This window comes from Enterobacter sp. E1, assembly GCF_016809815.1.
Classification (GTDB): domain Bacteria; phylum Pseudomonadota; class Gammaproteobacteria; order Enterobacterales; family Enterobacteriaceae; genus Enterobacter; species Enterobacter adelaidei.
Genome location: NZ_JAFBJM010000004.1, coordinates 346969 through 360552 on the forward strand (window position 1 = coordinate 346969; position 13584 = coordinate 360552).

The 13584-nt window shown below is 54.2% G+C and carries 11 protein-coding genes; all 11 read right to left on the bottom strand.

The window, feature by feature from the left end:
- Nucleotides 1–68 precede the first annotated feature (68 nt).
- The 11 genes from JGF26_RS13440 to tssK all read right to left on the bottom strand — a co-directional run bounded on the left by JGF26_RS13440 (nt 69) and on the right by tssK (nt 13567).
- Complete coding sequence (locus JGF26_RS13440) at nt 69–485, bottom strand: hypothetical protein (RefSeq protein WP_134708079.1); 417 nt, start codon at nt 483–485, stop codon at nt 69–71.
- Nucleotides 479–1468 carry a hypothetical protein gene (locus tag JGF26_RS13445; RefSeq protein WP_134708078.1) on the bottom strand — a complete coding sequence of 330 codons (990 nt, stop codon included), beginning with the start codon at nt 1466–1468 and terminating at the stop codon, nt 479–481. The genes JGF26_RS13440 and JGF26_RS13445 overlap by 7 nt, the downstream gene beginning before the upstream one ends.
- Before the next feature lie 591 nt (nt 1469–2059).
- Complete coding sequence (locus JGF26_RS13450) at nt 2060–2542, bottom strand: type VI secretion system tube protein Hcp (RefSeq protein WP_075606776.1); 483 nt, start codon at nt 2540–2542, stop codon at nt 2060–2062.
- Nucleotides 2543–2723: 181 nt separating this feature from the next.
- The gene (locus JGF26_RS13455; RefSeq protein ID WP_240739547.1) at nt 2724–3143 is read right to left on the bottom strand and encodes a T6SS amidase immunity protein Tai4 family protein; all 420 of its coding nucleotides are present in this window, start codon (nt 3141–3143) and stop codon (nt 2724–2726) included.
- 337 nt (nt 3144–3480) lie between these two features.
- Nucleotides 3481–4980, bottom strand: coding sequence for a type VI secretion system contractile sheath large subunit (tssC, locus tag JGF26_RS13460; RefSeq protein WP_028018712.1), 1500 nt, complete (start codon nt 4978–4980; stop codon nt 3481–3483).
- Nucleotides 4981–4983: 3 nt separating this feature from the next.
- Nucleotides 4984–5508: a type VI secretion system contractile sheath small subunit gene (gene tssB, locus JGF26_RS13465; protein WP_008502644.1), complete on the bottom strand. Its 525-nt coding sequence runs from the start codon at nt 5506–5508 to the stop codon at nt 4984–4986.
- A gap of 75 nt (nt 5509–5583) precedes the next feature.
- The gene (gene tssA, locus JGF26_RS13470; RefSeq protein WP_108089713.1) at nt 5584–6600 is read right to left on the bottom strand and encodes a type VI secretion system protein TssA; all 1017 of its coding nucleotides are present in this window, start codon (nt 6598–6600) and stop codon (nt 5584–5586) included.
- A gap of 11 nt (nt 6601–6611) precedes the next feature.
- Nucleotides 6612–7328 (bottom strand): type VI secretion system-associated protein TagF, encoded by a 717-nt coding sequence (tagF, locus tag JGF26_RS13475; RefSeq protein ID WP_028018710.1) that lies wholly within the window; start codon nt 7326–7328, stop codon nt 6612–6614.
- 16 nt (nt 7329–7344) lie between these two features.
- Nucleotides 7345–10965: a type VI secretion system membrane subunit TssM gene (tssM, locus tag JGF26_RS13480; protein ID WP_134708077.1), complete on the bottom strand. Its 3621-nt coding sequence runs from the start codon at nt 10963–10965 to the stop codon at nt 7345–7347.
- 2 nt (nt 10966–10967) lie between these two features.
- The gene (locus JGF26_RS13485; RefSeq protein WP_128347549.1) at nt 10968–12206 is read right to left on the bottom strand and encodes a DotU family type VI secretion system protein; all 1239 of its coding nucleotides are present in this window, start codon (nt 12204–12206) and stop codon (nt 10968–10970) included.
- Nucleotides 12207–12223: 17 nt separating this feature from the next.
- The gene (tssK, locus tag JGF26_RS13490) at nt 12224–13567 is read right to left on the bottom strand and encodes a type VI secretion system baseplate subunit TssK (protein WP_134708076.1); all 1344 of its coding nucleotides are present in this window, start codon (nt 13565–13567) and stop codon (nt 12224–12226) included.
- Nucleotides 13568–13584: the final 17 nt, after the last annotated feature.

Consider the following 13584-nt stretch of genomic DNA (forward strand, 5'->3'; position numbering starts at 1 on the left):
GATTAGCGCTCAAACGCTGCCGCTCTCGGAGCGAGAGCGGCAGCGTTTGAGAAATTGAATATCAAAAACTATTTAATGAAGATGATAAAATATAATCCAACAATGAGCCATAGAGTGAATATTAACGCCTGTAACTTATAACGGCGATGTAACTTTAGTATCCAACCAATTCTTTCTTCAGGTAACGACTGTACATATTTATAAGCATCTTCCTGAACAAGCCTTTCACGCGTAAATTTCATTTTAACGCCTTTATAAAGGCGAACAAACCAGATTATTTTTTGATAATTGGCCAGCGAACCAAAAAAAGAAGCATAGTCGGTTACAAGATCCAGATCATATCCCTTACGCCGATAGTCTGAAAGTAACTGATTATAATCAGCCTCGTGTTTTTTGAAATAACGAGAACTGCGCAGATCCATAATTACAACAATCAGCAATAAAACCACGATAAGTAGTAATAATAAATTCTCTATATTCACCATATTTTATCCATCATATACTCAGTCGCTCCGCCCGCTATCTCGCCACCAACGTATCCTCCTGCAGCAGCCCCGACAATGGAGCAGGCGAGCAGTCCTGCGCCCCCCGTCGCAACACCAAGCGCAACGCATACACCAGCACCTGCCATGGCTCCGTATTTACCACCGTAAATACCCCCTGCCAGGCTTGCACCAAAGCTGCTGTATTTTTTCACAGCGACTTTAGAGCAACTCTGCTCTCGTCCCGCGGTGCAGGCATTGTAAACTTCATTAGTGGTATTTGCACCTGCAAAACCTATTGCAAGCCACCCTCCCGCTTTAAGAAAGCGAGCAGCCTTAGAGGCATTATCGATATAAGTTGAATAACCACGAATTGAAGCGACTCCGGCTGTACTCCATTCATGTACAATGGATCTGCTTGACAAGCCTAATGCATGCTTCAATTCGTTATAGGGTTTCATCTTTAAGGTCAGTCGGGACAATTTGTTTAATAAACCATCCAACTCAGAAAAGAGGCGCTGACGCTCAACAAAAAACTGTTGGCTTATCAATGTCCCTTGCGCCCTGTACTGATTCTGGTAAGCCAACTCAATGGATTTAAGTTTTTTTTCTATTTCACTGAAATATTTTTCACCTGCATCAGCAACGACACCAAGGGACTTATCCATAAAATTAGTGACTGCGGCTATGGTACTAAAATGTTGGTTAAAGAAATTCGCTTCTCCAGAGTTAAGATCGGCCAGAGCACCATTGACTTTCTTTTTTGCAAGCTGTAATTGCTTAAATTGCACAGCATTATTACTTCCCGGCGCATCAAGAATCAACATCTGCCCAGGTTTTGACCACTGCATATCACTATTAACCTGCATGAAATAACGTGCAGCATCACTATTGGGATTGTTGAACAAGTGCCTTGCCTGGAAATCCAGGGTTCCTGGTTGCTGAACAATACAATATCCCGGATTAACTAATGATTGACTAGCCATGTTCATTCCCTTTGATTTTCACAAAAACGCTCACGAATAAGTAAAAACATTAAAATAAAAATGGAGTTGAATTAGTACCCAAATGTTGGCACTTCTTTAAAACGCCAACATTTGAAAACGCCTCTATTCTATTTTAGCCAGCGACAATTCACCTTTAGAATTTATACTGAGCATAAAGCGAGTCGCATATCGAATAGCGCCATTATAATTTCTCGACTTTAATACCACATCATACTCTCCTGACCGCCAGTCCACCTTATCCCATCGAAGACACTCTTCAGATTTTAGAATATGGCGGGAAGGATATTTCCCTGGAGAAAAAACAGTCTCCCATCCGTTACCTACACGTCTAGATATCGAAGGTTCATAAACTAACACAGCCTCACCTGGTTCAGTGTCATTCGAAACGCCAAAACAGGGAACATTTTTTCTAACTTAACGGTTAGACTCTGAAACTGAGCAGGATGGGATATACAGGCGCTACATGATAATACAATGGATATAACCGTTAACGCTTTTTCCATCGCAAATATACACCGGGTTGTGAACCAATCGTAATAACCGGGGAAAATTCCCCGGTCACATACGCAATTACGCTTCTTTGTTCTCTTTGATGTTCCAGCCAGCGCTGCTTTCAGCACCTTTACCACCAGACGTGGTCTGCTCCCAGTACTGCTGTTTCACTTTCGCAGCCTGGAATGCGTAGGTCACACCAACGGTATCGCCGTTATCTGCACCGGTGTACTGAACAGACGTTACCAGCACGTCTTCCAGCGTGATGCGGGTGTACTCCACCTGCTGGCCGCCCGCTTTACAGACGGACAGCTCAACTTTGGTCAGGTGTTTACCGCTGGCGCAGTGTTTCAGGATAGCGGTGGTGGATTTGTCGATCAGCGCGTTTACGTGCAGGTCGTTAAAGTTAACTTTACCGGCACCGCCGCCACCGCCAACGCTCATATTACCTGGCTGGGAAGCGCCCCAGGAGAAGGAGGTAATATCAGTCCAGCCGGTGTGGTTAGAATCTTTAGATTCGCCCGTAACACCCTCGACCTTCAGAAACATATCAATAGCCATAATATCTACTCTTCGTGGATGAACAATATTGCTTTCGAAAAAGCACTTATATGGCAAACAGGAAAGCATGGGGCTGAATAAAACCGTCCATATTTTACCTCTGCCTCACATCAAATGACCCGTGTCATTTGACAGTCTTACACTCCCCCCTGAATGAACGGAAAGAATGTGAAGTCTTTTACTACTCTGGGTTATCCTGGATCCAGCTACGGTCAGGATCGCCAATGATGACTTGCGGAACCAGTTTGTTCAGTTCGTCGCTATGATAAAGACGTAGACAGTTTAAGGTTACGCCTTTGACATCGGGTTTTCGCTCTGAATGAAAACCATTAATTTGATTTTTATATTTTTCGATGAGGGCATTCACTTTATCCGTGCCATTTTCAGCATCAAAAGGTATCCACTCAATAAATGTGCTCGCACTTCGGGCCGCATCAGCAGAAAACTGACTGCCTTTATCTGCCACCTGAGCAAGACAGCGCGCCAGAACTAAATCTTTTAAAACCTGCCGGTATGTTTGCTGCTGATAAAAATCAGGATAGTTATTTCCAGCACACACATAAAAAGTCATAAACGCGAGGAAAAAACAGAAATGTTTCACCTTATATCCTTTGCCATATGCTCAGTAGCGCATCTGCCAGCGTGAGGCACTAACTTCTCTCTTTCCATTTCTCTGCGACAACGTATATCCCTATCGCTAATGCATTAAGTCCAGCACATAAGAACCCATGCATTGCGATTCGCGGAACATCATCCGGCCAGTCAAAGATAAACAGATAGTAGCCGGATACCGCCACAAACAGCATGAATGAAATTATTAGCAACGTATAAATGGCTAAATAGCTGATGAATTTTCGTATTAACGCTTTCACAGTCAAATTCATTAGCTATCTCGTATTAACCGAAAAGTTGCCGGCCCAATGGGCCGGCTACATTCATCACGCGTCTTTCGTCTTCAGCGACGGCAGTTTTGAAACCAGACGCAGGGAAACGGTCAGGCCTTCCAGCTGGTAGTGTGGACGCAGGAAGAACTTCGCGGCGTAGTAGCCCGGGTTGTCTTCAATCTCCTGCACCTGCACTTCGGCAGCCGCCAGCGGTTTGCGGGATTTGGTCTCCTGAGAGGAGTTGGCCGGGTCACCGTCTACGTAGTTCATTACCCAGTCGTTCAGCCAGCGTTCCATCTCTTCACGCTCGCGGAAGGAACCAATTTTGTCGCGCACGATGCACTTCAGGTAGTGCGCAAAGCGGCAGCAGGCGAACAGGTACGGCAGACGAGAGGCCAGACGCGCGTTGGCGGTGGCATCCGGGTCGTGGTATTCGGCCGGTTTCTGCAGAGACTGCGCGCCAATGAAGGCCGCAAAATCGGAGTTTTTGCGGTGAACCAGCGGCATAAAGCCGTTTTTCGCCAGCTCGGCTTCACGACGATCGCTGATGGCGATCTCAGTCGGACATTTCATGTCCACACCGCCGTCATCGCTCGGGAAAGTGTGGCATGGCAGGTTTTCTACCGCCCCGCCGGACTCCACGCCGCGAATCGAGGTGCACCAGCCGTACTCTTTGAAAGAACGGTTGATGTTGGCAGCCATCGCATACGCCGCGTTCGCCCAGGAGTAACTGTTGTGGTTCGCGCCGTCGGTCTGCTCTTCAAAGTCAAAGCTGTCGACCGGATTAGTGCGAATGCCGTACGGCAGACGTGACAGGAAGCGTGGCATCACCAGACCCAGATAGCGGGCATCTTCGGATTCACGCAGTGAACGCCAGGCGGCGTATTCGGTGTTCTGGAAGATCTTGGTCAGGTCGCGCGGGTTAGCCAGTTCCTGCCAGGATTCCATCTGCATCACGCCCGGTGCGGTACCGGTGATAAACGGACAGTGCGCCGCAGAGCCGATGCGCGCCATTTCACCCAGCAGCTCAACGTCCTGCGGGCTGTGGTCGAAGTAGTAGTCACCCACGATGCAGCCAAACGGCTCACCACCAAACTGGCCGTACTCCTGCTCGTAGATTTTCTTGAAGATCGGGCTCTGGTCCCAGCCCACGCCTTTATAGCGTTTCAGGGTGCGGCCCAGCTCCTGCTTGGAGATGCTCATAAAGCGGATCTTCAGCATCTCGTCGGTTTCAGTGTTGTTCACCAGGTAGCTCAGACCGCGCCAGGCGCTTTCCAGCTTTTGAAACTCGTCGTGGTGAATGATCTGGTTCACCTGCTGAGACAGCTGTTCGTCGATACCGGCAATCAGGTTCTGAATGGTGCGGTAGGTGTCGTTGGAGAAAGTGACGGTATTTTCCAGCGCCTGCTGCGCCAGAGTTTTGACCGCGCTTTCTACCGCGGAACGCGCCTGATCGGTTTTCGGGCGGAACTCTTTGTTCAGCAGCGCGCTGAATTCATCCTGGCTGAACGCCTGACCCGCCTGCTGCTCATGTTGTTGAGTCTGGTTGCTCATCGATTATTCCTCGCTACCTTTCGCACTTTCGTCATTTTTCGGCAACTGGCTCAGGGATTTGAGCAGCGTCGGATCCTGGAGAATTTTCGCGATCAGCTCTTCCGCACCGTTTTTGCCGTCCATGTAGGTCAGCAGGTTGGAGAGCTGTGTACGGGCTTCCAGCAGCTTGTTCAGCGGTTCAACCTTGCGGGCCACCGCATCCGGCAGGAAGTCGTCCATGCTGTCGAAGGTCAGATCGACATTGAGCTTACCTTCGCCGGTCAGGGTGTTATCCACCTGGAACGCCACACGCGGCTTAAGTGCCTTCATGCGTTCATCAAAGTTGTCGATGTCGATTTCGAGGAATTTACGCTCGTCGACGGCCGGCAGGTTTTCAACCGGTTTGCCGACCAGATCGGCCATGACGCCCATCACAAACGGCAGCTGAATTTTACGTTCTGCACCGTAGATCTCTACGTCGTACTCAATCTGCACGCGGGGGGCACGGTTACGTGCGATGAATTTCTGCCCACTGTTACTCATTGCCATGATGTTCTCCATCAAAGATGCGCGGTGAAGTTGAAACGGCAGGCTCCATGCCTGTCGTCATAATGCCTGGACGCGTTATTCGCGGCGTCCAAAGATGTTTTCCAGTTGGTTAACGCCGTCCGGCGCCAGGTCGCGAATAATGTCCATAAAGTTGAGTTCTGACAGCCGCTGTACCCGTTCAATCATCAGCGGCGCAGGGTGGCTCGGTTCGTACTGCGCAAAATACTGCTTCGCTTTTTCCAGCATCAGCTGCGCGTCGGCGCGGCTGGTGACCTGCACACTGCGCCAGTCGGTGACCTGCTGAACGGGCTGTGCTGCTACCTGTTGCTGCTCAGCATGTTGTTCAGCCTGCGCTTCACGGTTTGGCAGCAGCTTGCTGATGTCGGTCACCTGACACGCGCTGGCGACCAGCCCCACGGTTTTCAGCAGCTGCTCCATTTCGGGTACGCCGCTTTCACCGAGATACCCGGTGAGGAGATCGCGAATGACCTGCAGCCGTTCGTGAATGACGATAACCGCGGCGGTACCCGGCTGGTCGCCGCGAGCCAGTTCGTCAATCAGCCGTGGACGACCGCCCGGATAATCCGGACATTCGGTCTTGCTGCCATCCAGCAGCGCCTGGGCATCCCGGAGCGAAATTTCATCGCCGTTTGAACGCAGCAGCGAAGCATTACGCACGGCGACGGTGAGGTCAGATTTATCGCTCAGCCCTGCCAGAGCGTTAATGCGATAGAACGGATCGGTTTCGCCATACTCTTCCAGCAGCGGATAAAGCGGCTCCCAGTAACGGCTGATGGCCTCCTGCACCAGCAATAGTCCGTCTGCGTAACCTGCCAGCCCGCGACGGCGGGTCCAGGCATGCGTGAGTGCCAGCAGTACGCGAAGATCTTTGGTGCGGGTCAGCAGGCTGGTGGCGTATTTTTCAACCGTGTTCCAGTCAGCAGGCTCCGCCGGGATAATGGTGTCGCCAAACTGCTGTTCTGCTTTCCCAAGACTTGCCTGATTCATAATCTGGAAGTCGGCGTCGTACTCCAGGTTTTCGCCGCAGGGCTTGTCGGGGCTTATTGGCGCGAGAAATTCTTCGATATTCATGAGATCCCTGCTTATTCAAACATGGGCGGATAGAGACCGTGACGGCCCGGGCGGGCGCCCCCTGCCGGGTCGAACAGCAGGGTGAAAAGCTGCCCGGTAAAGTTACCGCTGTGAACATGGGTGTACAGCGGATAACCATCGCAGCGGTTAGTCCACCAGTAGCTGGTCTGGCGCAGCGGATCAAAGCATTCCGCGGCCTGGGGCCAGCCCAGCGTGTTCTGACCGTCTTCGTCATAACCAATCACATCAAGGATGTCAGAACGCTTTTGCGGCTCAACGGGCTGCGGCGCCGGAATGGTCATCAGCATCTCATCCAGCTGTGAGGCGGAAAAACTATTGCGCACCGCGTGCAAACCCAGGCGCCCAATCTGCTGATACCAGCTTTCAGCCTGGCTGAGCAGGCTCGTCGACCACTCTGTCGGGGCGAAGCTCAGCTGAAGGCAAACCGGGTATTGTCGACCAACGCTGTCGCGGCCGGGCAGCAGACAGCCCATCTGGATCATCTGGCTACCCAGCATCGGGGGGACAACAAAATTCCAGACCGGCGCTTTGTGAAACTGGCGCTCGCCGCTGCGCTGCTCTTCCTGCTGCCAGGCCAGCAGGCCAACCTGGAACCAGTGTGACCACTGGCGCTGTAAAGTGTCAGGAAAGCGACGCTGCAAAAAATCTCCGGCGCTGGGTAACTTGCCATACCAGCTGTAGCGGTTCATCGCAGGGGTATTCGTCATACGGCTGTCCTTGCGGTTATGGGCATGAGAAACGAGGAAGCTGGAACGGGTTGCGAATGCTGTTTGGCGCAAACTCCAGCGTGACCTGATGTCCGTCGACGTTGAACGTGGCCTGGCGGCTCAGGCTACCTGCCCCCGGGCTGGTGCTCGCTTTATCGAAAAAGCGGTTTAGCGCCCAGGCACCGTTGGTCACCAGCGTTGCCGTGCTGCCATTCGCCAGCCCCAGCTGCATACGAACCTGATTGGTACCACCTGGTCCTGGCCAGTTCATGATCTGCACCGCCTGAGGACCATGACTGTAGCGCAGTTGCTGGCCATCAACGTCCAGCGTCAGGTTCAGAATGGTGTTATCCATTCGCACGGTGCGGACCGTCACTTTGAAAGACGGGGTCGTGGCGCCATTAGCAAAGAAAGCGTCGCGAATGGACTGGGCCTGCTGGAACGGTCTCAGCAGCCCTTCGCTTCCCGGCAGCGTTTTGCCGTCAATGCCCGGCATAAAGCGCCAGTTTGCCTGCGTGGTATCCACTTTATTGGTCAGATTGTCGCGGAAGAAGGCGTCCATCAGCCCGGTTCCCGGCGCAAACATACGCGCGAGATCGTCAGGAGTGACCTCGGTGCTGGCGCTGCGTACCAGCGGGTAGCGACCGGCAATCGCCTGACGACAGAATCCGCCCACTTCGACATTGATCCGCTTACGCACATTGTCCAGATCGCGGCGCTGGGTATCACTGCTGGCCCCCACCGCCATGTTGCTGAACATGGTTTGCAGCCCACCCGGCAGACGACCGGCGCTGGCCTGCAGACGGCTGATCGCCTCTCCGCCCGGTGCCGGCATGCCGCTGTTGGCGGCGTCCTGGACGGCGGTCAGGTAACGATAAAGCTCGTCCACCTGCTTAAGAAAGTCATCAAAGACGATAGTCTTACCGCCCTTCTCCAGCGGTTGCGCCAGCTCAATCAGCGGGGCGTAGTGATCGGTAACCAGTTGTTCCGGTGACTGAGCGACAACGGCAGCTTGTGACGGAGCAGAGTTGTTATTGCTGAACAGCGTTTCCAGCGTGCGGGTAGCGCGGTTGCTTTGATCTTGTGCTTTACCGGCATTGTCTGCTGCTGGTTCATCACGAGACAGCGTCAGTACCTGACTCAGGCTCAGCACCAGACGGCGCAGCGGCGAGTTTGTGCCAGAAAGCAGGCGTGCGGTGTTGATACGCTGAGAAAGGTCGGCACTGTTGTTAAGCTGAATGTCGGCGAGCCAGGGATCCCAGTTCGCGATAAAGTCACGCATGTAGAGCTGGCGCACGGCGTTATCGATCTGCTTTTTATCTTCCTGCGCCGTGGCGGCTCCCAGCACCCAGGCATCGTCTTCATGCAGGGCGGTGGTGACGCTGTCAATCTGGCCGTTAAAGCTTTTCCAGTAGCCGTCCGGGGTATAAAGCCCCGGCACACCCTCACTCACCGGCTTGCCGCTTTTACGTGAAAACACCAGTTCGCTCTGCGGTCCTCCCAGGTCGGTAAGAGAAACCGGCTTCAGATTTTCATCATGTTCCAGCAGACGCTTCAGACGACCATATACGCGGGTGGAGAGCGGCTGCTGGTTGATCAGCGCTCTTTCGCGGGTAACCAGGGATTCGTCCTGGGCGTACGGGGAGGCCTGAATTTTCGGTTCCAGCAGCTGCGTCAGATGCCATTCAAGCTGTTGCAGTTGCGCCTTCGTGACGTTCTGCGGCAGGTTGCGCTGCAGATTGAGCATCACCCACGAATGCAGGAATTTGCCGTCGTAGTGCTTTGGCTGATACAGCATTTGATAGGCTTTTAGCGCTTCGTAGCTGTATTCCACATCGCTGCCGTTGTCGTTACGAAGCCAGGTGGTGATGTGCATGGCGACGGCAGGCAGCAGCATCTGATCCAACGCTTTCTGGTACAGAGACTGCGATGCATCACTGACGTCATCCCCACGATAAAGACCCATACGGCGGGATACTGGCGGATCGTTTACATCAAACGTGTCACTCTTCGGCAGGTCCACCAGACCATTGAGCAGCGGCAGCAGATCAAACAGGTCACGCTGAGGCTGGTTCTGTAAGGCTTTACTCTGCTGATCAAGCAGCGGCACCTTCGCATCGACCTCTTCCAGATACGCCTTGTTTTTGGCGTAGCTGGTCAGCCACAGTCCACCGAGGATCACCAGCAGAGACAGCAGTGCTGCATAGCCGGACCAGATCACCGCCCGGTTGCGCAGTTCCCACCAGCGGTTTTCTCCGGCAATACCGGCTTCCTGGAAAATGACGTTTTGCAGCAGATTCTTGATGAAGAAGCTCTGGCCTTTCGCTCCTGGAATGGGTGCCTCTTTGCTGACGGCATCCCAGCTATCGCCCTCGGCACCTTCAGGTAAAGAGAGCGCGCGGTTCAGTTCGCCCATCACGCGGTCGAACGGCATGCCCTCCTGGGTCCCGCTGGCGAAGTAGATCCCGCGCGGGGAAAACTCGGTTTCGAAATTCGAACGGGCGAAGACCGTGCTCAGGTAGTCCGCCAGCAGCGGACGCAGCGCGGCAAACTCCTGCGGGAAGAGATAGGCTTCGGCGCGGGTTTTTGCGTCATGCTCTTTCAGCATGGTTTCCGGCAACCCGGCGTCCAGGCGCTGCTGCAGCAGAGAAAACTCCTGCTGGAAGTTGCCCATCAGGTCGTAATCGGCGTGTCTGGTTTGCTCCCACGGCAGCGTAAAGCCCCAGATCTGATCGCGCTGGGCTTTGTCGTAGTCGGCAAACCATGCACGGAAGCCTTTAAGCAGGTCCGCCTTGGTTACCATCACGTACACCGGGAAGCGAATGCCCAGTTGTTCATGCAGCTCAGACAGGCGCTGACGCAGATTCACCGCCTGCTGGCGGGACGCCTCGGCAGACTGGGTGAGCAGGTCAGAAATGCTGATAGTGATGATGACACCGTTGATCGGCTGGCGGCGGCGATACTTACGCAGTAACCCCATGAATTCCAGCCATTCTCCGGCATCCTGTACCTGCTCGCTCTCCTGAGTGGTATAGCGACCCGCCGTATCCAGCAGCACCGCCTCGTTAGTGAACCACCAGTCGCAGTTACGTGTCCCCCCAATACCGCGCAATGCGGTCTTACCGAAACGATCGGCCAGTGGGAACTGCAGCCCGGAATTGACCAGCGCCGTGGTTTTACCGGAGCCCGGTGCGCCAATAATGACGTACCACGGCAGTTGATACAGATATTGCGTGCTGAAGCGCTGCGTCCACTGGGCACTCTGCCCCGCTTTGCTGAAGTGCGCTTTTTTCAGCATCTGCGCGGCTTCATCAAAACGGCTGGCGAGGATCTGCTCCTCGCTGTTCAGTCGTTTCTGCGGATCCGCGGCTTCCGGTTTGCTCGTGTTCTCATTGAGCTTGTCCATCAGCTTGCGGTTCAGCCAGGCATTGTACAACCGCGGCAGGATATGGCCTTGTGCCCAGAGCAGATAGACCACAGCGATGCTGATAATGCGGTTTTGTTCAGACTCAAGCGGTCGGGTGTCCACGATGGACAACAGGGGACCGATCATCCAGATCACCGCCGCAAGCGCCGTTACGCCGAGGAAGCTCCACAGAATGCGGTTGGTCAAAATGGAAAGAAGTGTAGTCAGCATCCTTAGTTTCCTTGCGGCAATCCGTTCAGCTCAGCCTGTGTATTTTCAGGCGACACCAGCAGAGTAATTTCCACACGGCGGTTACGGGCGCGATTTTCAGGCGTCGTGTTCGGCGCCACCGGGTTAATTTCGCCCCGCCCTTCCGCTTTCACACGATCGGGCCGGGAGAGGCTTCCCTGCAGCATTTTCTGTACCGAGCGGGCGCGTTCCAGAGACAGTTCATAGTTAGAAGCAAAGCGCGCGCTGCGGATCGGTACGTTGTCGCTGTAGCCCACCACCAGAATTTTGCCGCTGACGTTATTCATCGCCTGCGCAATACGGTTAATCACCGGTTCATAGCGGTCACGCACAACGGTGGAAGCAGAGGCAAACAGCCCATCACCTTTCAGGATAACAACGCTGCGGTCCGCTTCATCTTTCACCGCGACCAGACCCGCCTCGATTTCAGGCTTCAGGAATCCGCGCAGGTTTAACACCGCAGGTACTTGGCGAGCTGGCTGCTGGATGGTGGTTTCCGGTAGCTGGGATTGGTAAATCTTCGCCAGCACCGGGCTGGTGTTGTCGCCAAGACGCCAGTTAAGGACGATGTAGAACAGGCAGGCGATAAACCCGGCCAGCGCGACACAAGCCCAGAGCGGCACCATCGGACGCCACAGTTTGCGCAGCACCGGGCGATCTTCCGGATGGGGAGAAAGCGGTGGCGGATAGCTTCCACGCACGCCGCGGATCATCTGCCAGAGTCGCTGCTTGATCGTCTCGAGCTGGGTGCGGCCATTATCCAGCACCCGATAACGCCCTTCGAAGCCAAGCAGCAGGCAGTAATTGATCATCTCCAGCAGCAGAATATGTTCACGCGGGTTCTGCGACAGGCGCGCCAGCAGCTGGAAGAATTTCTCGCCGCCCCAGGTTTCGTTATGAAACGTCACCAGCAGACCGTTGCTTGACCAGACGCCGCTGCTTCCCCAGGGGGTCAGCGCAGCCGCTTCATCCAGGGCCGTACACAGGCAGTAACGTGCCCCGACGATCACCTCATAGGCGAGGCCAGCCTGCTGACAGCGGACTTCGAAACGGCGAATTTCATCGATCAGACGCTGGCGTAATGCCACCTGATCGTCATGAGACACCGAATGACGGATCTGCGGAATCGCATTGAGCAGCGGATTAGCGGCCGCCACCAGCGGATTGTTACTACTGGCTCCGGTAATCGCGGCATCACTGCCGGTATCCTGTCGTTCCTGCATATTTAGCGCTCGCTATATTATTCTGTCGGGCTACGGATGGCCCAAAACTCCATATCCAGCCCCGGGAATTCCCCTGCAAGATGCAGGGCAAATGCACCGGACTTATCCATCTCGTGCCACAGCTCACTGCCTTTCTCCAGCTCAAAGTAGCTGTAGCCCGCATGCCATGGGATCTGCGGTGGCGCAACCGGCATGGCGCGCAGCATAATGCCAGGCAGTTGCAACTGGACCAGATCGCGGATTTTCGATACCGGCGCGATCTTCATCTGGGCAGGGAAATAGGTTTGCAGGTGTTCGCCTGGCACACTGGCTTTTACCGCCAGTACGAAACCAAACTCGCGCACCATGCTGGTTTCAGGCACCGTAGCGATGTTCAGACCGTGAGAGCGTTCGTTAAGCGGCAGCTGAATCGCGTGGTCTTCCATCACCAGCGACAGCCCCTGACGCAGCATCAGCATCAATTTACTGAAGCAGTTCGCGAGATCGTCATGATCGTAAATCGGTAGTACGTTTTCGGCGTGACGTTGCGAGGTCCAGGTGGCGAGTTCGGTGGCAAACGGCAGCCAGCTGCGCCAGAGCGTTTCCGGGTGCAGCAGCGGCAGCGTTTTTAAGTGAGAAACCTCGCCCAGATGGCGGTTCACCAGCGACAACAGCGTAAATTCGATCAGTTCAGAGGTGTTAAAGCGGCCAGGCTGACGCAGACGACCGCCAATCTGCTGACTGCGCTGCACCAGTAAGCCGTGCAGATCGTTGATCATGCTGTAGATCTGCGGGCTGTTATTGGCGTTCAGCATTGGCGGAATGTAGCTGTTATCGAGTCGCACGAGGTTATCGTTACGTTTCTCGGTCACTGCCGCCACGCCGATGGCGGTCCATTCTGCTGTCAGATCTTTTTCCAGCATCAGGGTCAGACGAAGACGGCCAAACTGGACGGTGGCATCCCCCACCGACATGGCGTTATCGTCTTCTACCTCTTGCTCAAAAGCGATGAAGCGCGCCAGAGAGGCCTGCTCTTCGCTAAAAATCACCTCTTCTCTCTCGCCACGGCGAACCGGCAGTGCGAGCACCACCTTTTCATTGGTGAGGTTGTCGGGGATTTTCAGCGGTGCAGGCCCGTTGCGCCCGTTGCGCACCTGGAAAAAGGTGCCGTCCGGCAGCAACCCGCTGCAGTAGCTCAGGGCAATGCATCCCTGACGCAGCATGGCTTCATCGAGTTCAACGTCCAGAAAGCCCCAAAGATAGGACCGCTGTAGCGCACCCCATTCACGAACATGGTTGAGCAGATAGCTTTCAGCCCGCTGAAAATGGTGTGGACGCAGGAACATGCCTTCGGTCCAGACGACCTTTTCTGCTTTCATCATGATGTGTTTCCTGTTTT